At 41.7% G+C, this 23,070-nt stretch carries 21 protein-coding genes; 8 read left to right on the forward strand and 13 right to left on the reverse strand.

Annotated elements, in window-relative coordinates; translation table 11 throughout:
- Positions 1–23: 23 nt before the first annotated feature.
- The 4 genes from glnL to typA form a co-directional block, all read right to left on the reverse strand.
- A complete protein-coding gene (glnL, locus tag SJ2017_RS01255; protein WP_055025410.1) occupies positions 24–1,061 on the reverse strand; it encodes a nitrogen regulation protein NR(II) in 1,038 nt (345 codons plus the stop codon).
- A gap of 132 nt (positions 1,062–1,193) precedes the next feature.
- Positions 1,194–1,736: a DUF4124 domain-containing protein gene (locus tag SJ2017_RS01260; protein ID WP_080914635.1), complete on the reverse strand. Its 543-nt coding sequence runs from the start codon at positions 1,734–1,736 to the stop codon at positions 1,194–1,196.
- A 91-nt stretch (positions 1,737–1,827) separates the two neighbouring features.
- Positions 1,828–2,139: a pyrimidine/purine nucleoside phosphorylase gene (gene ppnP, locus SJ2017_RS01265; protein ID WP_080914636.1), complete on the reverse strand. Its 312-nt coding sequence runs from the start codon at positions 2,137–2,139 to the stop codon at positions 1,828–1,830.
- A 191-nt stretch (positions 2,140–2,330) separates the two neighbouring features.
- Positions 2,331–4,148 (reverse strand): translational GTPase TypA, encoded by a 1,818-nt coding sequence (gene typA, locus SJ2017_RS01270; RefSeq protein WP_055025409.1) that lies wholly within the window; start codon positions 4,146–4,148, stop codon positions 2,331–2,333.
- Between the two features lie 470 nt (positions 4,149–4,618).
- On the opposite strand from typA, the gene glnA reads away from it, so the two are divergent.
- Positions 4,619–6,028, forward strand: coding sequence for a glutamate--ammonia ligase (glnA, locus tag SJ2017_RS01275; protein WP_055025348.1), 1,410 nt, complete (start codon positions 4,619–4,621; stop codon positions 6,026–6,028).
- A gap of 292 nt (positions 6,029–6,320) precedes the next feature.
- Complete coding sequence (locus SJ2017_RS01280; protein WP_080914637.1) at positions 6,321–7,868, forward strand: hypothetical protein; 1,548 nt, start codon at positions 6,321–6,323, stop codon at positions 7,866–7,868.
- A gap of 89 nt (positions 7,869–7,957) precedes the next feature.
- On the opposite strand, the gene SJ2017_RS01285 is transcribed toward SJ2017_RS01280, so the two are convergent.
- Positions 7,958–8,899, reverse strand: a complete 942-nt coding sequence (locus tag SJ2017_RS01285) for a LysR family transcriptional regulator (RefSeq protein ID WP_167692875.1) — start codon at positions 8,897–8,899, stop codon at positions 7,958–7,960.
- A 216-nt stretch (positions 8,900–9,115) separates the two neighbouring features.
- Here SJ2017_RS01285 and SJ2017_RS01290 point away from each other — a divergent pair, with 216 nt between their 5' ends.
- The 4 genes from SJ2017_RS01290 (at position 9,116) to SJ2017_RS21810 (ending at position 15,147) form a co-directional block, all read left to right on the forward strand.
- Complete coding sequence (locus SJ2017_RS01290) at positions 9,116–11,338, forward strand: carbohydrate-binding family V/XII (protein WP_080914639.1); 2,223 nt, start codon at positions 9,116–9,118, stop codon at positions 11,336–11,338.
- 93 nt (positions 11,339–11,431) lie between these two features.
- Positions 11,432–12,643 (forward strand): dicarboxylate/amino acid:cation symporter, encoded by a 1,212-nt coding sequence (locus SJ2017_RS01295; protein ID WP_080914640.1) that lies wholly within the window; start codon positions 11,432–11,434, stop codon positions 12,641–12,643.
- A 356-nt stretch (positions 12,644–12,999) separates the two neighbouring features.
- Positions 13,000–14,586 (forward strand): sensor domain-containing diguanylate cyclase, encoded by a 1,587-nt coding sequence (locus SJ2017_RS01300; RefSeq protein ID WP_080914641.1) that lies wholly within the window; start codon positions 13,000–13,002, stop codon positions 14,584–14,586.
- A 30-nt stretch (positions 14,587–14,616) separates the two neighbouring features.
- Positions 14,617–15,147 (forward strand): type II secretion system protein, encoded by a 531-nt coding sequence (locus tag SJ2017_RS21810; RefSeq protein ID WP_080914642.1) that lies wholly within the window; start codon positions 14,617–14,619, stop codon positions 15,145–15,147.
- Between the two features lie 14 nt (positions 15,148–15,161).
- Here SJ2017_RS21810 and SJ2017_RS01310 read toward each other — a convergent pair whose 3' ends face one another.
- A complete protein-coding gene (locus SJ2017_RS01310; RefSeq protein ID WP_080917339.1) occupies positions 15,162–16,280 on the reverse strand; it encodes an aminotransferase class V-fold PLP-dependent enzyme in 1,119 nt (372 codons plus the stop codon).
- A gap of 14 nt (positions 16,281–16,294) precedes the next feature.
- Positions 16,295–17,473 carry a PrnB family protein gene (locus SJ2017_RS01315; RefSeq protein ID WP_080914643.1) on the reverse strand — a complete coding sequence of 393 codons (1,179 nt, stop codon included), beginning with the start codon at positions 17,471–17,473 and terminating at the stop codon, positions 16,295–16,297.
- Between the two features lie 173 nt (positions 17,474–17,646).
- Here SJ2017_RS01315 and SJ2017_RS01320 point away from each other — a divergent pair, with 173 nt between their 5' ends.
- A complete protein-coding gene (locus tag SJ2017_RS01320) occupies positions 17,647–18,099 on the forward strand; it encodes an Lrp/AsnC family transcriptional regulator (RefSeq protein ID WP_080914644.1) in 453 nt (150 codons plus the stop codon).
- Between the two features lie 226 nt (positions 18,100–18,325).
- Positions 18,326–19,222, forward strand: coding sequence for a hypothetical protein (locus SJ2017_RS01325; RefSeq protein WP_167692876.1), 897 nt, complete (start codon positions 18,326–18,328; stop codon positions 19,220–19,222).
- An 8-nt stretch (positions 19,223–19,230) separates the two neighbouring features.
- On the opposite strand, the gene SJ2017_RS01330 is transcribed toward SJ2017_RS01325, so the two are convergent.
- The 6 genes from SJ2017_RS01330 to SJ2017_RS01355 are packed head-to-tail and all read right to left on the reverse strand — an operon-like array spanning position 19,231 to position 23,062.
- Positions 19,231–19,512: a hypothetical protein gene (locus SJ2017_RS01330; RefSeq protein ID WP_055025340.1), complete on the reverse strand. Its 282-nt coding sequence runs from the start codon at positions 19,510–19,512 to the stop codon at positions 19,231–19,233.
- Positions 19,513–19,568: 56 nt separating this feature from the next.
- Positions 19,569–19,994 carry a hypothetical protein gene (locus tag SJ2017_RS01335; protein WP_080914646.1) on the reverse strand — a complete coding sequence of 142 codons (426 nt, stop codon included), beginning with the start codon at positions 19,992–19,994 and terminating at the stop codon, positions 19,569–19,571.
- Complete coding sequence (locus tag SJ2017_RS01340; protein ID WP_080914647.1) at positions 19,994–20,995, reverse strand: flagellar motor protein MotB; 1,002 nt, start codon at positions 20,993–20,995, stop codon at positions 19,994–19,996. Before SJ2017_RS01340 ends, SJ2017_RS01335 begins: the two co-directional genes overlap by 1 nt.
- On the reverse strand, positions 20,995–21,852 hold the full coding sequence (motA, locus tag SJ2017_RS01345) for a flagellar motor stator protein MotA (RefSeq protein ID WP_065110153.1): 858 nt from the start codon (positions 21,850–21,852) through the stop codon (positions 20,995–20,997). The genes SJ2017_RS01340 and motA overlap by 1 nt, the downstream gene beginning before the upstream one ends.
- Positions 21,853–21,867: 15 nt before the next feature.
- Positions 21,868–22,590, reverse strand: a complete 723-nt coding sequence (locus SJ2017_RS01350; RefSeq protein WP_055025336.1) for an RNA polymerase sigma factor FliA — start codon at positions 22,588–22,590, stop codon at positions 21,868–21,870.
- Positions 22,591–22,603: 13 nt separating this feature from the next.
- Positions 22,604–23,062 carry a flagellar basal body-associated FliL family protein gene (locus SJ2017_RS01355; protein WP_055025335.1) on the reverse strand — a complete coding sequence of 153 codons (459 nt, stop codon included), beginning with the start codon at positions 23,060–23,062 and terminating at the stop codon, positions 22,604–22,606.
- Between the last annotated feature and the right edge of the window lie 8 nt (positions 23,063–23,070).

A 23,070-nucleotide genomic window follows, 5' to 3' on the forward strand; every position in this document is an offset into this window, starting at 1 on the left:
CCTCAATAGCCATCAATGGCATGTTATTGTAATGGCAGGATAATGGTGAATTCTGTGTGCCCTGGTGCCGATACGCAATCAATGCGACCTCCATGTAATCGTGCAATATTATGCGCAATCGATAAGCCTAAACCTGAGCCGTCCTCTCTGCCTGTTACCATTGGATAAAACAATGTATCCAGTAGTTCTGCCGGGATCCCAGGTCCGTTATCAATAATCGATAGCGCCAATACTAATTTGAACCTTTGAGTGCCAATAGTGACTTGATGCTGGGTTCTGCTTCTAATGAGTATTTCGCCACCGGTTTTCTCAAGCGCCTGAGTGGCATTTTGTACTATGTTAAGCACGGCTTGTTGCAGTTGATCAGGATCCATATTCATATCGGGAATGGATGGGTCGTAATCTCGCGCTAACGTGACGTTATCCGGTAGGGTTAACTCAATCAGTTTTAAGACTTTTTGCACTACTTGGTGGATATTGTGTTCGGTATGCTGGGTAGGACGTTGTGGTCCCAATAGCTTATCAACCAAGTTTCTTAGCCTATCGGCTTGCTCAATAATTAGATCGGTGAACTCTTTTAATTGCGGCTCAGCTAACTCACGTGAAAGTAACTGGGCTGCACCTCTGAGGCCGCCTAATGGGTTTTTAATTTCATGGGCAAGGTTGCGCACTAAGAATTGCGCAGCTTGTTGTTGGGCATCTAAGTTTAGTTGCTGGTGGATACGATGTTGCTGATCAACTTGTCTTAGCTCGAGCAGACTTAAGTCATCTTCATGCTCCATGGGGATCAAGGTGATATCTATAATGTGGTGCACACCGTCAAGGGTTATTAACGCAGCAGTATTAACTGTAATCCCTTGGCTGGCTTTTACCGAATCAATTAAGAGTTCAGATTCTACTCCCATAAACTGATAGAGTTCAGGCAAACGCTGTTCTCGCAATTTATTTACACTGATCCCTAACAGCTGCTCAGCTGCCGCATTGGCATAATGAGGCATCAGCTTGCTATCGATAACAAGAACAGCGGTAACTAAATGATTCAGCAGATTATTTGTATCCATCAATTGTCCTGCATATTGAAGTTGCACCACCATGTTGCACCAGTATGGTGCACTAAGCAACTTATTCTACATCGACAATCAATTTAATAATCTTTTAATATTGTTTATCTATCTATATGAAAAACAATATTTTTATTCAGTCCTAGGTGTTGGTCTAGGTTTATTAAGAATGGAAGCCTGATGTAGAAATATCTTTCTAACAGAACTTGATGCAAGGACTTTGCCGTTTTGGGTCAAAATCTTAACGACAAGATTATGTTCACCGCGATTTACTTCAGTGACATTGAAGATTGCACTGGATTGAGGCTGACCATAAAGAATGTCGTCAATATACAGTGCAAGTAAATAACCATTGGGTAGTTCTGGCGCCGCACTGGCGACAACAGTGAAGTTTCCTTGGTTACTTCTGATGGTTTCTTCTTGAGTGGGATTAACGATTCTCACCCTGTAGGTAACCGCTTCAGCTGGTTTTGTATTGGAATCCACTTCGGCAGGAACACGAACAGAAATGCTATTTTGCGTATTTTGATTGAGCTCTACTGTTTCGGCATTTTCCCTTGGCTCGTCGCTGTAGTGGACTTTACCATTCTCATCTACCCAGCGATAAACCGTTGCATGGCTGCTTGAGAGGACAATACTGGTTAAAATGAGACTAATGATTAAGACTAAGCGCATGTGGGATTCCTTCACCTTTGGCGTTCAACACATTAATACTAGCTTCTTTTTAACATAAAATCAGCAATTACTGATGAACTGCTGACGCTAATTACTTGTACTGGCAGCGATATTCACTGATTTCGTTAGTGCGAATTTTAAAGTTAACATTGGCATCTAATTCAAATAATTCGCCTGCTGTGACGGTTGTCCAATCTGTGGCATGAGGTAATAACACCTCAAATTTACCAGAGGTGATATTCATGATTTCAGCTTGGCTGGTATCAAAGTTATATTCACCAGGTAGCACAACCCCAAGGGTTTGATGACTACCATCAGTAAAATGAATTGTGCGGCTGATGACTTTACCATCAAAGTAAATATTGGCTTGATTAGCCACGTTAACATTTTGAATCACAGACATTTTGCGATATTCCAACCTAAGAGATAATAAGTAGAGGTGAATATATATTCGATTAAAGTGAATATAAAGACTGTTAGGTTATAGGTTAGATGAAATCAGTTTTTTATTTGCTGTACTGGTACTTATTAGAATAACAGGCAATAAAAAACCCGCCTGAGCGGGTTTTCATATTCAAACTACGTTAGCTAAACTTAGCTACCAGAGCGGCTAGCGCGCTTACGGTCATTTTCTGTTAAATGACGCTTACGAACACGAATATTTTCAGGTGTTACTTCAACTAACTCATCATCATCGATGAACTCAAGTGCTTGCTCAAGTGTCATTTGGATGTGCGGAGTTAACACTTGTGCTTCATCTGTACCTGATGCACGCATGTTGGTTAGCTGCTTACCTTTCAGACAGTTAACAGTTAAGTCGTTAGAACGTGAATGAATACCAATCACTTGACCTTCGTAAACTTCTGCAGCGTGACCGATTAATAGACGACCACGGTCTTGTAAACCGAATAATGCGAATGTTAGGGCTTTACCTGTTGCATTAGAAATCAATACACCGTTAGCACGTTGACCGATGTCACCGCCTTTCACTGGACCGTAATGGTCGAATGAATGGTAGATAAGACCTGTACCAGAAGTTGCAGTCATGAACTCAGTTTGGAAACCGATTAAGCCACGGCTAGGAATGATGAAGTCGATACGTACACGACCTTTACCATCTAGTTGTAGATCTTTCATGTCACCTTTACGCATACCTAATTTTTCAATTACGGTACCTTGGTGCTCTTCTTCAACGTCAACAGTTAATGTTTCGAATGGCTCGCACATCTCACCGTCGATTTCTTTGGTGATAACTTCTGGACGAGATACTGCTAATTCGTAACCTTCACGACGCATGTTTTCAATTAAGATCGAAAGGTGAAGCTCACCACGACCAGAAACACGGAAACGATCTGGAGAATCAGTTTCTTCAACACGTAGTGCAACGTTGTGGACTAGTTCTTGTTCTAGACGCTCAAGGATATTACGTGAAGTAACGTACTTACCTTCTTTACCTGCGAACGGAGAAGTGTTCACTTGGAAAGTCATTGTTAACGTTGGCTCATCAACTGATAATGCAGGTAATGCTTCAACTTGGTTAACACCACAAACAGTGTCAGAAATCTGTAAGTTACCTAAACCGGTAATCGCAACGATATCGCCAGCGTTGGCTTCAGCAACTTCGTGACGGTCTAGACCCATGTAACCTAATACTTGGCCCATTTTACCGTTACGAGTTTTACCTTCAGCATCAACGATTGTGACTTGCTGGTTAGTTTTAACACTACCACGCTTAATACGACCAACACCGATAACACCTACGTATGAGTTGTAATCAAGTTGAGAGATTTGCATTTGGAACTCACCTTCAGCATCCGCATCAGGAGAAGAAACCTTCTCAACAATCGCTTGGAAAAGCGGTGTCATGTCTTCGCTTGTTTCTTCAGGATCAAGAGTCGCGAAACCGTTTAATGCAGAAGCGTAAACGATAGGGAAATCTAACTGTTCGTCAGTTGCACCTAGGTTGTCGAATAAGTCGAATACTTGGTCGATAACCCAATCAGGACGTGCACCTGGGCGGTCAATCTTGTTGATAACAACGATTGGCTTAAGGCCTTGTGCGAATGCCTTTTTAGTAACAAAGCGAGTTTGAGGCATTGGGCCGTCAACTGCGTCTACTAATAATAAAACTGAATCTACCATAGATAGAACACGCTCTACTTCACCACCGAAATCGGCGTGACCAGGAGTGTCTACGATGTTAATACGGTAGTCGTTCCATTTGATGGCAGTGTTTTTTGCCAGAATGGTGATACCACGTTCTTTTTCAAGATCGTTAGAATCCATTACACGTTCTGCGGCTTCGCCTCGACTTTCAAGGGTGCCTGACTGAGCCAATAGCTTGTCTACCAAGGTCGTTTTGCCATGGTCAACGTGAGCAATAATGGCGATGTTACGTAAATTCTCTAACACGGATAAAACCTCTATACCATCAAATAAAAAATAGGAGTTTATAGGGCTGATAAGTATAGCCACTATAAAAAAGCGTGCCATTCTACTCCACCGAGCGCCGAGTAGATAGGATTATTTTTGAACAGGTCGTTTTTAATAAAAAATTAAACACTAAAGATAGAAGATAAAAACGAAAAAGGATCATACTGCCGCAATAAAATGACGCTTTAATGAACTAGATCAATTCATGCGCTAAAAACCCTGCACCGAAATGGACTTTTGCACCAATTGTGATCATAGTGGTGCACCGTATTTGTGCAATATGGCTTTTTCTATGGCTAGTGATTTTTTTATTAAGCTTTAAATCAATCACTTACCTTTCTGGCATGGAAATAGCTTTTAATTGAACAAATTCGCAAAGCAGATAGTTTGTCTGACGAATAACAAGATTATATTAAGGGACAACCCTTTACCCTACCGGAGGCTTAAGAATGTCAGTTGAATCAATATTAAAACAAATTGAAGAACTAGAAGTTAAGTTCGTAGATTTACGTTTTACAGACACTAAAGGTAAAGAGCAGCACGTCTCTATTCCTTCTCATCAAGTAAACGAAGATTTCTTTGAAGATGGCAAAATGTTCGATGGTTCATCTATCAACGGTTGGAAAGGTATTAACGAATCTGACATGGTATTGATGCCAGATCCTTCTTCTTTCTTACTTGATCCGTTTACTGAAGAAGTGACTGGTCTTATTCGTTGTGACATTTTAGAACCTTCTACTATGACAGGTTATGAGCGTGACCCACGTTCAATCGCTAAGAAAGCAGAAGAGTACTTAAAATCTACCGGTATTGCTGACACTGTATTAATTGGTCCAGAGCCAGAGTTCTTCTTATTTGACGACGTTAAGTTTGGTACTGACATGTCAGGTACTTTCGTAAAAGTTGACGCGAAAGAAGCGGCATGGAACTCAGGTACTAGCTACGAAGATGGTAACACTGGTCACCGTCCATTCGTTAAAGGTGGTTACTTCCCAGTTGCACCAGTTGATTCATCACAAGACATTCGTAGTGCAATGTGTCTAATTCTTGAAGAATTAGGTCAAGTAGTTGAAGCGCATCACCACGAAGTTGCTACAGCGGGTCAAAACGAAATTGCGACACGTTTCAACACGCTTTCAAACAAAGCGGATGAAATCCAAATCATGAAGTATGTTGTTCATAACACTGCTCATGCATACGGTAAAACTGCGACATTCATGCCTAAGCCAATTGTTGGTGATAACGGTAGTGGTATGCACGTTCACCAATCTTTAGCTAAAGATGGCGTTAACTTATTCTCTGGCGATAAATATGCAGGTTTAAGTGAAACTGCACTTTACTACATTGGTGGTATCATCAAGCACGCTCGTGCATTGAATGCATTCACTAACCCAAGTACTAACTCATACAAGCGCCTTGTACCGCATTTCGAAGCGCCTGTAATGCTTGCTTACTCAGCACGTAACCGTAGTGCTTCAATCCGTATCCCAGTGGTACCAAGCCCTAAAGCTCGTCGTATTGAAACACGTTTCCCAGATCCAACAGCTAACCCATACTTAGCATTCTCTGCATTGCTAATGGCTGGTCTTGACGGTATCCAAAACAAGATTCACCCAGGTGAAGCAATGGATAAAGATCTATATGACCTACCTGCTGAAGAAGCGGCTGAGATCCCACAAGTTGCAACGTCTCTAGAAAACGCACTAGAAAACTTAGCAGCTGACCACGAATTCTTAACTAAAGGTGATGTATTCAGTAAAGACTTTATTGAGTCTTACATTGCACTTAAGTCTGAAGAGTGTGAGCAAGTATCTCGTACTACTCACCCAATGGAATTCCAACTTTACTACAGCCTATAAGCTTTGGCTTAACGCTCATGTAAATTGGCCATAGGCTAAATTCAAAGCCCTTGATGATTATCATCAAGGGCTTTTTTATTGGTTACTTTTCGCTTTATCTCATTCCAAATTTAATTGTATCAATATGTATCTGATAACTTATGGTTATGATGCTAATAAGGATTAACAATTATTCACCTTTCATTTTAGTCACTAATATACGCCCCATAACAAGCGCTTACACAGTCAGGTGACGGTATAGCAACAAGATGGGACCACTCATCCTCAAGACTAAATTTAATGAGAGAAACAAATGAAAGTTAAACTATTAACCACGCTCGTTACTGCTGCTTTAATGACAGCTTGTTCATCGGATTCTTCATCTCCAGAAAGTGATTACAGAACCATTACTGTTGGCTTTGACTACGGGTTAATTATCGATCCTATGGCCACAGATGTTGCAGGTTCTGCTAGCGATCATTTATTAACTGATGATTATTACCTTCTTATTAACGGAGTTGATAATAAAGAAGAAGCGATTGGTCCTTTCAGTATTGATGATAGTTATACCTTTGAAGTAAGAGATGGTTACCATTTAGAAGTTGTACATGGTGAAATCTTGGAAAAGTTAGAAGCTGAAGTCACAGATGAGTATTCTGTAGCGGGAAATATGACGGTAGCGACAGATATCGATTCGTACACAATGACGCTTGAGAATAGGCATTTTACTTATGTGGCGGTTGATTCAAGTGAAAAAATCGACAACATTAAGGTTAATGGTGAAGAGCTATATGACAGCGAAGAGAAAAGCTACTTTCACGCATTCGTAAATGGTGAAACATACATTATCGAAGGGGTTACAGAAATGGGACCTTTCGAACAAGAATTAGATGCTGTAGTAGGCCAACATCATAAGTGGTACATCATTGAAGGTGATGGTGGTTTCGAAATTGAGAACGATTGGGATATTGTTGATCGACCTGCTGAGCCTCAAGAGCCAGCTATTCCAGAGCCGGATTTTAGCTATAAGGGGTTAGAATTGGTAGCCCTTGATCTTGAAACTGCTACTTATACTGCAATTGTAAATTCTGAAGCGTTTCCACAGACTGGTTTATTAGTGCCTTCTGATGTTTCTATTGCACAAGTTAAATTTGAAGCATGGATGAAAAAAGACGATGAATTATATGGCTACACCAATATTTGGCTATCTGATGGCGTTGCAACTAAATGTGCGACCATTTTTAGCGATGAAACTGTGAAGTATTACGACACGAATTCGTGTAGTGCTGGAGACGCTGAGGACTTCAACTCTTGGGCAGAGTTTACGGAAGAAAGAGACGATTTAGCGTTTCAAAAAGGACGTCATGAGTTTGGCTTAGGCTTGGTGAACATTATTCATCGTAATGCTCAAGCTCAAGAGGATGATGTCGTTCAAGTACATATGTCATATGACGTTATTGTAGAAGAGGATTGTGATTATCATCGTGTTGATAATGGCACGTGCGTAGGACAAAGTGTGGAAATAAAAAATACCCAGTCACGTACTTCAGTGGGTATTCAAATAGAAGGCTTTGAAGCAGGCGTGACAACGTTATCAGAGTTAGCTAACCCGCAAGTTTCATTAGAGAATGAACAAGACGCGTTCATTAACTTTTATTGTAAAGCAGGGCTGCAAGCAGACAGTATTAGTTATCAATTAACTCAAGATTGGGACACATTTACAAAAGCTAACCAAGATTGTGAACTTGTGTCGTATCAAGGTTTTGATGCGTTAGGTAGTCATGCGGTTTTAAGAAGTGGCAGCACGACACTAAATCAACATCAATTTAGTCTTTCTAATTTCGAAATTGTTAAACAGTAATCGGCCTAGAGCTTGATTAATGAGGTATTGATTGTGTTTCAATACCTATTTACCTAAATTTAGCCATTTGGTTGCTCATGCCCAGTACTTTATTGTGCTGGGCTTTTTTGTGAACTCTCATCAAATACTTGTGCAATAAGGTGGCTAAGCCAATTCATTAATGGACTAGAACGGTTTTTATAGTGGATATATGTAGCAATGTCTTGCTGAAGCCATTTTTCTTTGTTTTTAAACTTAATAGCACGTAATTGAGGGTAAAGACTCATATCAAGAAAGCCAGATAAAGGCACAATCATGTCTGTTTTACTCACGGCCTCAATAACAGCAGAAGGCAGTTCTGAACGAAACTTAATCGAGTAATCTAGATTATATTTTTCAAAGACTTGTTGAGCAAAAGTGCGAGTGGCATTCCAATCTGCTGCGATGATAGTGGCAAAGTCAAATTCGGCAGCTTCAGGGATAGTGATAATATTCTTTTTACAAGGGTGCCCATTTCTCACATAGCATTTAAACGTATCTTGAGCTATGACAGTTTCAGAAATCTCTCCAGGTAACTGACTTACTTGATAATTAATTCCTAAATGTATTTGATCTTGTTGAATACTAGCTAAAGTGTCATTAGACCATTTATACATATGAACTTTGCAGTTTGGTGCCGCAGCATGAATTATGCCATACAGCTTACTGCCGATACTGTTGAGTAAGAATGAAGAAAGGGCAATATTTAGCGTGTCATCTAACGCTTCAGGTGAAAAAACATTGGCACTGTTAATCGCAATTTCAAGATTTTGGTAGATTGGGCTAGCACTTTTATAAAGCTTGTCAGCAAATGATGTAGGTTCAAGGCCAGTAGATATTTTCACAAACAACTCTTCATCAAAATGATGGCGAAGCTTTTGTAGTGATTTACTGATAGCGGGCTGAGTGACGAATAAACGATTGGCGGTTAAACGCATATTTCGTTCTTGGTACAAGATGAAAAAGACATGTAACAGGTTCAAATCAAGGTTCTGAAATAAATTTTTAGCCATGGTTTTGCCTTTCATTTTGCTGGTGAATCTAATCTAGCAGTTATCCTCTACTTATCTCAATTTATAGTTGTATTTTATAAAGATTTTTCCCTTTTGCAGTTAATTGTCGGTATATTAATTGTGCAATCAAATGGATTAATCGTTGCTACTGTTCGCAGCGAATTCAGCACAGCCCGTTATACTCAATATTACGCCAGCTAAGACTAAGGAAGGATAATGATTAATTACGCCAGTCATCGATGGTTTCATAAGCTTTGCATTAGCTTGACGCTTTGGATTTGTTCCTTTTCTGTATTTGCTCTCGAATGGCCTCAAGAAGTCGAAACCAAGTTAGGAACTTTAGTTGTTTACCAACCGCAGCCAGAATCGCTTGAAGGTAATGTGCTGCAAAGTCGTGCGGCAATGTCATTTGAAGTCAAAGACCAAGCTGAACCGGTATTTGGTGCTTTTTGGTTTAGTGCCAGAATCGATACTAATGACGATGTCACTACGGTGCGTAATATTCAGGTGACTGAAGTCCGCTGGCCGTCATCAACTGAAGAAGATCAGCAAACCTTTACCGATACGGTATCTGAAGCATTAGCGAGCACCAGTTTTGAAATCTCAATGGCACGCCTTTCTGCCAGTTTAGAAACCGCAGACCAAGTTAAACGCAGTTTAGATAATATTAAAAATGACGCGCCAGAAATTATTTTCAGCTCAAGGCTGAGTGTGTTGCTGTCTTATGATGGCGAACCTCAATTCCGTGATATCGACAATAGTGATTACGAGCGAATACTGAATACGCCATTCGCAGTGGCTAGAGATAAAAAATCTAAAAAACTGCACTTGAGCAGTGGGACTTATTGGTACGTTGCGGACGATCCAATGGGGCCTTGGCAAGTCACTCTTTATCCACCTGAAGACTTGGTCAGTATGGTTAATACCGAAGATGACGAGCCAGCTAAAAGTACGGCTAATGCGCCGCACATTATTACTTCTGATGAACCAACTGAGTTAGTCTCGACAGATGGTGCCCCTAAATGGCTGAGTCTGATTGATGGTAAGTTATTGTATGTTAGTAATACCGAAACACCGTGGATTAGAGAAACCAGTTCAGGCGACATGTATGTTTTGCTTTCTGGACGCTGGTTTAAGTCGAAAAAACAAGCTGGTTCTTGGGCCTTTGTGAGAGGTGATAAGTTACCTGAAAGCTTTAATGATATTCCACCTGAGTCTGATATTGGTGGCTTGAGAGTATCAGTTGCTGGCACTGATGAAGCTAATCAAGCGATGCTCGATGCGCAAATCCCACAAACTGCAGCCATTAAACGTGATGAAGCCAAGCTAGAAGTCGAATATGACGGCGAACCTAAGTTTGAAGCTGTAACTGGCACAGCTGTTTCTTATGCTGTGAATACCTCTACCCAAGTCTTGTTGATTAATAAGGTGTATTACGCCGTTGATAATGGTGTGTGGTTTACATCAAAAACGGCTAAAGGTCCGTGGATTGTTGCTGATGAGATCCCGAATGAAGAAATCGCGCAAATACCGGCTAGCTCACCTGTTTATAACACGACCTATGTGCAAGTTTATGATTCAACTCCAGAGGTGGTGTATGTTGGATATACCCCAGGTTATATGTGGTCGTATCCATACTATGGCGTACCTATTTACGGTACGGGTTGGTATTACCCACCTTATTGGGGCCGCTATTATTATCCTCGTCCACCAACCTGGGGCTTGCATGTTGGCTATAACCCGTGGACAGGCTGGAATGTGGGGGTGACCTGGAGTAATGGTTTTTTCCGTGCAGGCGTCGTGTGGGGCGGAGGTTATGGTTATCATCGACCTTATCGTTGTTGTGGTGGTTACTACGGTGGCGGGTATCGCCGTCCTGTAGTGATCAATACTGGTGACATCAACATTGGGAACAGTATCAATGTCGGTAATCGTACTAAAATTTCCAATAGAATGAATAAAGCTAATATTAATGGTAATCGAGTCGGTCGAGATAACTTATATCAACGCCCTGCGACCCGAGATCGGTTAGCCAGCCCTGCAATTGCTAATCAAAACCTTAAAAAAGCGACGCACAACAAGAATCGTACAAATGATGTATTTGCCGATAAGCACGGCAACGTGGCTCGTGATAATCAAGGTAAGTGGGAAAATCGCAGTGATGGTAAATGGAATACTGCGCCGTCTACTCGTGATTTGAGTAAACCTAGCAGTGTAAGCAAGCCTTCAACTTTGCCGTCTAGTCGTCCGTCGACTCAGCCCACGTCTAGGCCTTCTACTATGCCGTCAAGTAGGCCGACAACACGACCTTCAAATATGAATAATTCAATTAACCGTAGCCGTCCTACTGGCGGCTTTGATCATCAAAGTTTGAATCGTTCACGACAAGCTCGTCAATCCGGTATGGCAAGAGAAGGTCATGCTAGGGGACGTCGCTAGTTCAGATGAATAAAGCCTGTTTTTACAGGCTTTATTCACTTCTGCATCATTGAAATGAAGATTGAAATCGGATGTTAATAATGGAATGGATTTATGTGGAACACACTTAAAGCTTATCGCTCATCAATAATTCTACTTGTGGCGTTAATGCTGGGTGGGATGTTTGGTTTTTTACTGCCAGAAATGGCAATAAAACTTAAACCTATCGGGCAAATCTTTCTGAATTTATTGTTCATGATTATCGTGCCATTAGTTGCAGTTAGCGTTATGTCATCGATTGCCAAAATGACTGACTTAAAAGCATTAGGGGCGATTCTCGCCTCGATCATGGCGGTATCGGTAATGATGGCTATGATCCCCGCAATTGGCATTGTGTTGTTAGCACTGGCTTATGATCCTGCTCAAGGCGTGACGCTTGAGCTTAAAGAGACTGTGGAAACCGCAGGGAGTATGGATTTTGTAAGTTTATTGACAGCGAATGATTTTGTGGGGTTATTGTCTAAATCGAATATTTTGGCATTAATTATTATGTCAGTGATTAGTGGCATTGCCATTGGTCAATCAGGCGAAGATGGACGTAAAGTTTCTGCGTTATTGGATAGCTTAAATACAGTCATCATGAAAATCATTGCCATATTAATGTATCTTGCGCCTATTGGCTTAGGGGCCTTTTTTGCTGCCACTATGGCCAGCCAAGATGCAGAGTTAATGGGCACCTTTGCCCGTGCCGTAGGATTATTCTTGGTGGCGACTCTGGTCTACCTCACCTTAGGGTCAACAGTATACGCATGGCTTGGTGGAGGTATTCAGGGCGTAAAGCGCTTTTGGCAACATATGCTGGCACCAGCAGTAACAGCATTGGGCACCAGTTCATCACTTGCGACCTTACCGGTCAATATTCGCAGTGCCAACAAAATGGGCTTGAATGAGCAGATTGCTGAGATAAGTTTGCCGTTATTGGTGAACTTAAACAAAGGCGGTGCAGCAATGATCACTGCCCTTAAAATTGTGTTTATATACTCGTTACTGGGGATGGAGTTTACCTCTGAGGTATTCATGCTCACCATTTTAATTTCGGTATTGTCTGCGTTTGTGATTGGCGGAGTGCCGGGAGGCGCTTTTCTTGGAGAAATCTTTATTGTCACCACTTTGGGGCTGCCCCTTGAGGTGATCCCTATCTTGGTGATTCTGGGAGCAATTACAGATGCGGCATCAACTGTGATTAACGTAGTGCATGATTTAACCGCAACGCAGATTATTGAGCGAATTAATGGTAAACAATATCAGGCCGAATCAGTCGGTTAAATCGTTTATCAATCAGCGTGTTTTATTATCTAAATAACCAGGTTTGATGATTGTGAGAATGGCTTTTACTGCTTATTGCTATAGGCCATTCATTGCAACTAGAGTAACTATTCAGTTTTCGACGCTAATGGTTGAACAGTCTTTGAGCATATGTAACAATGCGCATCAAATTTTGTAACATTATTTTACACTTAGCTCATGCAACATTATGTAGATTAATTGACTAAGTATGAGAAAAATAAACGTCATTTTAAGGCGTATAACAGATGCTAATGCGTGATGACATGACTGAGCCGCGTTTCTATACGCAGTTTTATTATCGTAAATTAGCGAAGTAACCTGAGCATGGAATCTCAATGAAATTACCTTTTCGTCATTTACTGTTTCTGGTGATGACTTTTATGTCAATAATCCCCATTACAGCAATTTCATTTTGGTCTGCAAATTCTGCCCTCGAAAACGAATATAAGATGGTCCATGACAAGCACTTATTGCTTGCCAATAACATCACCACGGCATTAAATCGATATGCTGTGGATGCCTTAGCCATATTTACTGCGGTGACCAATACCAGCACCAACAAAGCTGAATTAGACAATGATATGCAGCTGCTATTGAACTCCATTGATGTCGCATCTATTGCCATGTATCAGCCAAATGGTCAGCGTAAAAGGGTGCTTTTGGGCTCAGAGCAAGCTCAACCTGAAGACTTAACCAGCGAGCTCAATCCTTTTGAATTAACAGGGCTAGCGCAAGCACGATTTACTCCTGTACATAACCAAGGTGTCGATGTGCCCACTTTGTATATGATCCGTCAAACCGCAGATGGCAATATTTGGTTAGCTACCTTAAAAGCGACTTATATTGAACAAGTGCAAAATGCGGTCATTTTTGGTGAGAAAGGGCATGCTGCTATTGTCGATCAGTTAGGAAATGTATTGGCGCACCCAAATAAACAATGGCAGTCTGAAGCTAAAAACATCAGCAAGATCAGTATCGTTCAGCAAATGATGGCGGGAGAGTCTGGCGTGAGCCAGTTTTATTCACCTGCGGTGAAAGCAGATATGATTGCGGGATTTGATGTTGTGCCAGCAACAGGTTGGGGCGTGATGATACCGCAGCCATTGACTGAGTTAGATCAACGTGCATTTGATGTGATTAAAGTGACCTTATTGATTGCGTTTGTTTCGTTATTGGTGTGCTGCGCTATTAGCTGGTGGATTGTTGGTTTAATCACTCGCCCAATTGATATTTTAACGGCTAAAACACGCCTTATTACTGAAGAGGCTAGCGATACTGTTTCTCGACGTTATCGTGGTTTCCATACTGCTGAATTTGCCAAGTTATTCGATAGTTTTAGACAAATGTCATTAGAAATTCGTAATGGTCGAGAAGAGCTAGAAATTAGAGTAGCACGCAGAACTGCTGATTTGGCTCAAGCGCAGGCTAAAGCGCTTCATTTAGCTAACCATGACACAGTGACTGGGCTTGCCAACCGTGTGGCAATCAGGGAGCAAATAGCGTCGTTATTGCACGAGAGTAAACATTTTTCATTATTGTTTATAGATCTCGACGGTTTCAAAGCCGTCAATGATCAATACGGCCACAAAGTCGGTGACATCTTATTGAAAACCTTGGCTGACAAGGTCAATAAACATTTGTTCATTGATGATGTATTAGCTCGATACGGTGGCGATGAGTTTATTGTACTGATGCCAAATATGGATTCTATCGTGGCAGCTGAATGTGCCGCTGAAAAACTACTACAATTATTCAGTGAACCATTGATTATTGAGGATAAAGTGATAGCAATTAGCGCCTGTATTGGGCTTGCGCTATCAATAGGGAAAGATAAAGACACGGATAGCTTAATTCATCGTGCAGATACCGCAATGTATCGTGCAAAACATCAAGGTAAAAATCAAGTTGCGGTGGCAAGTTGATGATGCTTTGTTGTTATTTTTGGAGGGGATATGCGTAGTCTCTTTATACCTTATAAGTCTCAGAAGATGGCTTGTTTTTCTAAACGTGAGCAAGGGTTTAGTTTAATTGAGCTTGTCGTCGTGATTATTGTTTTGGGCATTTTATCTGTCATTGCTGCGCCGAAATTCATTGACTTAAAACAAGATGCTTACGCAGGTCAAATGCAAGGCGTGTCAGGAGCCATTGGTAGTGCTAAAGAGCTCGTTCACTCAGCGTGTGTTATCAGCCGAGATTGTGACTCAACTGCGCCAGCAAGTGGCAGCAATACTATTGTTGTTGAAGGTGAACGAATAAGTTTAGCTTATGGTTATCCAAGAAACACTGAAGCGGGTATAGCGCGAGCAATAAATATTGTTGATGGAGATGACTTTGAACTGACCCGTTACAATATTGGTGGCCGAAGTGGCTTACGTATCAGGCCTGCTGCAGATTACTCAGTGAATGACTGTGAAATTCGTTACTCAGAGCCTCAAACTGCCATCGAAACCCCACTAATTGAGAGGGATCTTGCTGGCTGTTAGTTTGCTGGTTTTGTTTAGTACTCTGCTTGGATTCGATCAATAAAAGTGTGGATGTCATCAGCATCAGTATAAATATGTGGTGACACTCGTATTCCCATATTACGTGCATCAACGCTGATATTATGCTTTTTAAGCATTGTCATAATATGTTGTTGTCGCGCTCCAAAATCTAAAATGACTGTTGCGCTTTGGCGTGAAGCATCTCGCGGTGATACCGTAAAGTCAACAAGGGCCTTAGTGAGTTTTTGGATCATTTGTTGATTGTGCTGGCGCAAATGCTCAATGCCGATACGGTGGAAATATTGCAGACTATTTGTCGCAATAGCGTATGGCGCAATCGAAGGCGTTCCTCCCCAAAACCGCAGTGCACTCGGGTGATAACTAAAGTGATGGATATCAAACTCGAAAGGGTTTTCATGGGAAAACCAGCCGACATCTTGCGGGCGACAATTTTCTAATTGCCACGGGTTAATCCATAAGTAAGCAGCGCCCGGGCCTGAGCATAACCACTTAACACTAGAGCCAATCATAAAATCTGGGTTCAGTTCGCTTAGGTTAATGGGAATGATCCCTGCTGACTGAGCGACGTCAATTAAACTCAGGCAACCTTGCAGCTTTGCGTGGTTAATTATATGGCGAATTGGTGCCTGTTGGCCAGTATTGGAATAAACATGACTAATAAAAACTAAGTCTACATCCTCGTTGATATGCGACTGCCACACGGCTTCATTGGTGATATCTAGCTGTTTAGGAATAAAACGAATTTCACAGTCTGGTATTGCTTTTTTTATTGCAAATCCCATACTCGGAAAGTCAATTTCACTCATTAAAATGACGCTATTACGACGTTGCAATCGAGGAATGGACATCACTAGCTTAGTGAGTCCACTTGACAAGTTTACCTGGGGGCAAAACGCATCGGCTTGGTGATGAAATAGTCTAGCTAGGGCGTGTTGAAAATCGGTTATTATTGCAAGCCATTGCTGCCAAGGCTCAATATTGCTTTGTTGCCACGGCGCCCAGAACGCTTCCCCGAAGGCTTGTTGGGCACTAATAAGCGGCCTGCCCACCGAATGGCTGAGCAAATATGTGCCATCGGCTAAACAAAAGTCCTGTTTCAACGTGTCGCTCATGCTTTGTGATTGATTCATTTTAAGCTGGCCTGTAATGTTTTTATATCGTCAAAACGAGTGTGTATATCATCACGTTTGTTTGCTGCACGGCGGTCTCGAAGCTTCTCTAGCGCTGCAATCAATACTGGCAATGGCGGACCACTGGCGGTGACTTTTGCCATATGTTGTTGTGCCATGTCGGTAGATGGCTGGCTAATATACTTACTTACAAGTTGGTCGTGATGCTGAATGGCGCCTTGACCATGGCGTTGGCATACCACAAGAAATTGTTGCAGATTTTTTTGATACCAAGCTTGTTGACTGGCTGAACGTTGAAGTAAGAAGTCATCCATGATGCTTTGACGGCGCATACAGTCGCGTAAAATCCGCTGATCCTCAGGCATCATGTATAAAAATTTATCGACTAAAAGTTGAGAGTAAGATTGGTCGTTGGCAGCACATAGCCCTAGCTGTAAATCAATCACATTGATACCCGCAAAGTCACCCGCATTGGCGCCACGATAAACCTGTGAACCTACTCGATAGGGTTTGTAATAAGGTCTAACACAATAGAAAAATCGGTCTGCATCTAATTTATTGAATAAGCGGCTACTTGAATCTATAACTTCAGATAATGCCTGTTCTGCGACGGTTAATAGGTCGAAGCAAATCGGGTGGGAAATACCTAAAGGTTGGATTTTTAGTAGGGCATCAGCTGCCCGTTTATATGCCAAAATCCCTTTGGTGTTGTAGTCGACAAATATCTGCTCGTCTTCGAGGCTGGTAAAGCGTTTATATGTGCCATTAAGTGCACGGTTGTGGGTGGTTAAATGTGCGGTTGCGAATCTGGGCGTGACACCAATAGAGGCGCCAATATGCATCGCTAATGCCGATGCTTGTTTCAGAGGCGAGTAGGTTTCTCTGGAGGGCTCTGTAATTTCATGGCGACGACAAGCTGCCATAAATAATCCCACATTACCGAGCAAATCGAAGGCACTGTCAAATCCTTGATCGGTATTGCCTTCCTCCAATAAATGACTGATTAAGTCATTACCTTGAGTGAGTAACACTTGTTTTATGTCATCGCCAATACCTTCGACATTGTTTTTATCAGCTTGCTCAAAATAGGCCTGCTCAAGCTGATCATTTAACGCCACAAATCGATGACGGATCCATTCATCAAAAGCTTGGGTATGGCGGGTCGGTGTTTTCATCGATGACACTCTTATGCTGGTATAGGTTTAATGCAATGGGATCTAGGCTAGCATTATGCCGAGGGGGAAATTCACCAAATTGAGTGGCTAAAAATTCATCTTTGCGCAGGAATTAACTCAAAAATGTGATAATTTGAGTGAAATTCACTCATTTTTAAGCTGGGTTACTTACGATGGACAAAAAGGATCGACAATTACTCAATGTGCTACAGCATCAAGGTCGTATTGCGATATCTGAGTTAGCTAACCAGCTAAATATGTCAGACACTCCCTGTTTACGGCGAGTGAAAAAACTCGAACAGCAGGGCGTCATTATTGGGTATGGTGCCCTCTTAGAACCTAAAAAGTTGGATTTAAATGTCGTGGTATACGCTTTTATTCTATTAAAAGAAAATTCTGATAATTCGGCGCGCTTGTTTGAGTCTACTGTTGCTCAATTGCCACAAGTTATGGCGTGTTCTGTGGTGACAGGAGCACATGATTATCTATTAAAAATTGTGGCAGCCGATTTATTGAGTTATGAGCAATTTGTGAAGTCAGCTTTAGGGAGCATTGATTGTGTTGCTGGGATTGAATCGACTGTGGTGCTTAAACAAAACTTCAGTCGTACTGTGTTACCCATCTAACCTTTGAAAAGGCTGTAGAACATAGGGTGAAATTAAGAGATTGCAGTCTTAAGTTGATGTAATACTGTTAGTTTATACGATAGGCTAGGTGCAATATTGCCTCTGGGTTTTTAGTGAACACTTAATATCATTTACTGGGTGGTTGCAAATGATAGACGTTATTGGAAATGGACTTTGAATGAAAAGCGTTAACTTTGCTTGGCTTATTTTAATAGCATTATTGCTTATGAGTGGATCTATTCAGGCTAATGTATTTAATACTCAAATTAGTATCCAATGTAATCATTGTCGTACAGATGCCGATTTTCACCATGCGGCGCTTAATGCTTTACAAGATAGAGAGCAAAAACAGATTGATGTTGTCAACTTTAGTCACTTTGAGGTGCGACGTTTTGATGTCAAAAAGCTTGAAGTGGAAGTATGTAGTGATTACCGCCGCTCGGCAACAAAGGGGTATTGTGAGCTCTCCGATTACTCCACGATAAAGCGCCTGACATTGCCACACATTGTGCGTGAGCAATACATTGTATTGGCGGAATATCTACTACAACACGATTTCTTTAGCCCGTTTAATATTCAGGTTGATCCAAACCTAGTCGCTTCAGCTTGGACCTTGTTACAAGATAAATACCAAGCACAGGTCGTTAAAATGTGGCAGCAAGATGCTTCATTTACGTCACTTTATCAGCGCTGGCAGGCCGGTAAATTCATGACGAATCAAATGGGGTTTACCTTTAAGCATCTGTCGCCCAATATGGTGTTTCATTTTGCTGATCAATCTCGGTTTGATGCGATTATTGATATACAGGCGATAAATGCGACAGGGGGTGATGAAGCTGCTATTACCGCTGCTGAGGTTACCCGCTTAGGTGTTGATAATATACTTAATGTTGAGTTTACCTATTTAAATGATAGGCATGCTAACCACCTAGATGCCACACAGGCTGAGCCATTAAATGATGGTGACTTGTGGTCCTTTCGCTCTGTCGATGATGCAGACTTTATTGCGATGAAACAAAAAGCAGCGCAATTGAGTTTACAGGTTTTACAGCAAGATACTGCCACAGGTATTAAGGTTAATTTATCAGCCTGTAAAGCAGACTCTCGACCTTGTAATCAATAACGAACGATTTAAAAAATAAAGAATAATAACAATAAAAATGACAGTAAGCCGCCACAAATCACCGGATAAATAATATAACCATCCGTGGTGCGTTTAGCTCTTTTGGTACAAAGCTTACCGAGAATTAAATTAAAACCCAGAAGCAATGCTAAGGTTAACAGCCCTTGGCGAAAAGTCATTTTACTGATTGTTGAGGTCGTATAAATCAGTAAAAACCATTCCAACAATATTAGATAAAGAAAGAGCTTTTGTAAGCCATCAGGTCCTTTTCTTCTATCTCTGGCGCGCATAATTCTCTCCCTATCGTTTACGACAGAAACATTAGTGATTCAGTGGTTTACGGTCGTTACGCTTTGGCGTTATTGATATACACCAAGAGTTTGTTGATGTCGTCTGGCTTTGATTTCCACTTGCCGCCAATAAAGTTTAATCTTTGGTTAATTGGATACTGTCGCATAATGGTAAATTCAAATAAGGATTGCTCCACTTCGAACCAAATCGATTGATTTAGCTCAAGCTGAAGAGGAGTGATTAATCCTACTCCGCCTAAGCTAATATCCTTGATATTGGCAATCCCTAACTCTTGAGTGATAAACCAGATTTTTTGATGTAACTTTACGCTGATCCCATCGCAAGCTTGTGCGAGCTCTTCATTGGACTCTCTTAGACTGTGTCTAATATGATCTCGGTTATCTGTGACAACAGGTGCTGTGGTCTCATCGCGTTGCTCTCGCTCAATAAATTCCGTCACCTGCTCTTGATCTGTATTCATTAGTTTGGATACCGTGTTCTTGGCATGTTTTGTTCGGCAGCTTTGATTGCTGAATCAACTTTAAGATTAATATCTTGATTATCTTTACTGTGGCGGCTTTGTAGCCCTGTCATCATCCTCAGGCTCTCTTCGGCCTCTTGGGTTAATACCAGTAGCTCAATGCGCCTGTTTGCCGCCGCTGCAGGTTCGTCTGGAACATAAGGCGACTGATCTGCCATACCTGTAACTTGTACGACTTGCTTATAGTCAACACCACCGGCCTCAAGAATACGTCTAGCAAGTAATGCACGTTGGCTCGACAGTTCCCAATTGGTGAATGTACTACCGGCAAATGGCAATGAGTCGGTATGGCCAGAAATACTCAAACCGTTATTGATTTGCCCTAGTAGTTCACTCAAAGCCAGTAGTAAATCTTCAAAGTAAGGTTGGATAGTGGCACTGCCACGGGTAAACATGAATTGCTCAACATTGTCGTGAACAAGAATTCGAATCCCTTGAGGCACTATTTGTAAGTTCACATTAGCGCTCATATCGACATTGGCAATAATCTTGTCTATTTCGCGCGCCAACAACTCTAATTGTGCTTGGGTTTCAAACTCACCAGGTAAGATTGAGTTCAGCTCATTACCTTTGCCTGACGGAGAGCTTTGTTCACCTAGAGCGTGACGCTTATCGATAGCGATATCATTCTTACCTTGTCCTGCTGACGGCACGATAGAGGTTTCGATACTCATGCCGCCTTCTAAATCGATAATGGACGATGAGTTGCTTAAATCAAACGGGTTTATTGGGCCCGATGAGAACATGTCGCCTTTGAGGTATTGCACGATTAAGGTGCGTTCTCGTTGATCGGCCACTTGCATGATCCACAACACCATAAACAATGCCATCATGGCCAAGGTAAAGTCGGCAAAGGCCACCTTCCAAGCGCCGCCATGAGCGGCATGTTTTTTCTTACGCTTTTTCCGGCTAATGATCACCGGTTCGGGTTGAATTGCCATTAGCCACGTTGCTCCTCAATCCAGCGTTCAAGCTCAATAAATGAAGGACGGTTTTCTGATTGAATCTGTTTGCGACCGGCATCAAGTGCGAGCATCGGAGGCTTGCCTTTAGCAAAGGCGGTGAGCGCCGCCGCAACACAACGCAGTTGTGCACTTTTACGATCGACTAAATGTTCAAGAGATTTCGATAATGGGTCAAAAAAGCAATAACAGGCGAAAATACCAATAAAGGTACCGACTAGCGCGGCAGCGACTTTGACACCAATCATGGTAATTGGACCGTCAATATTAGACATGGTAATGATAATGCCCATTACCGCGGCTAAGATACCAAACCCTGGCATGGCTTCAGCTATTTTGGCTAAAGCATGAGAAGGCCTAAGACTGTCGTCTTCAATCCGTTCAATCTCCTCAGCTAGCATATGTTCTAGATCGTGAGGTGACAGCTTACCAATCGACTGTAAGCGCAAGTTGTCAATGAGGAATTGCAGTACTTGAGGGTGTTCTAGCACTGCTGGGTACATTAAGAAAAGGGAACTTTCGTTGGGCTTATCGATATGTTCATCAAGAACTTTTAGCCCTTGAGATTGGATTTGGCTCATTAGCATACCCATTAAACCAAACAACTGCGGGTATAGCTCTGGATCTTCTTTTTCGGTTGAGAAAACAGATTTAACTTGCTCAACCATTTCATCGAGAACGGCGCGGGGAGAGGCGATAACTAATGCGCCTAAACCAGCGCCAAAGATAATTAGGATTTCAGCAGGTTGCCATAATGAGGTTAGGCTGCCCCCTGCCCATACATATCCACCAAATACTGAAAAAATAATGATCGATATCCCAATTAACTTGCTCATATTTCCTGCCTGGTATTATCGCTCCCACTGTTGATATATTTGCTGAAGATTCGCAATAGCCTGTTTATGTAGTTGGCATATTCGTGTTTCAGTTAAACCAAGAGTCGCAGCGATTTCTTTTAAATTAAGTTCATGTTGATAGTAAAGCGACAGGATTACTTGCTCTCTTTTGTTTAATTTCGAAATTGCTTTAAATAATGTGTCTTTATTGGTTATTTGCTCAATAAAGCAACTCTTATCCTTAAAGTTAACCCCTTCGGTTAATAACTCATCAAGACTCTTCATTGACTCTGATTGAGTCGCAAATAAGCGATCACGGTACTGTTCTTTATTGAGCCCTAAGGACTTAGCCACTTCGACATCAGTTGGTTCACGGCCAAGTTCTCTGATGAGCTTTCTGACCGTGTCATTGAGTTCATGTGCTTGTTGTCTTACTGGACGAGGGCGCCAGTCTTGGCGGCGCAATTCATCTAAAATAGCGCCGCGGATCCGTTGCCCAGCAAAAGAAATAAACCCATTGTCATATTCACCCGGATAACGTCTTGCTGACTCAAGTAAAGCCATCATGCCTATTTGTTCCATGTCCTCTATGGCCAAAGCTGCACCGCAATGGGTTCTAAGGTGAGAAACTGACTTCTTAACTAACGGCAAGTATTGCTGCATAACCTGCGCTTCAGATAAGCGGTGGACATGCTTCTCTTCAAAAGCTTCTTGATAAGCGAGTTGACCGGATTGCATATGACAGCCCCTTTTATTGAATAACCATTCTGGTAAATAAAACGTCGTCTAATTCAATGGAAAAATTGTTTTCAGTTAGCACCGTTGCCAATAACACTTGCGCTTCGGTTTGCAGTAATTCCAGTTGGTGGCTGGCATGAAGTTCTTCATATTCTTTTTGGGAAAACATTTTCATCAATGCATTTTTGATCAGTGGATCAGCATCTCGAATGATGTTGGCAGCATCATCAGATCGGCTTTTTAATGCCATCTCTAATAACAAATAGTGCGAGGTGTCTTTACCCGGCACCGAGAATATGAATTTTTCGAGCGGGTAAAATTGCGCCACCTTAGGCGCGGGTTCAAAGGCGGTGAAAGGCTCGCCGAACAACTCTGGTGACTTCCAACCTACCCAGAATATCCCTGCAGACCAGGCAAGAAATACCATAGTTAATCCGCTTAATTTCCCGATTTTTTTGCTACCTATAGCCATTGTGTTTT

Source organism: Shewanella japonica, assembly GCF_002075795.1.
GTDB lineage: Bacteria > Pseudomonadota > Gammaproteobacteria > Enterobacterales > Shewanellaceae > Shewanella > Shewanella japonica.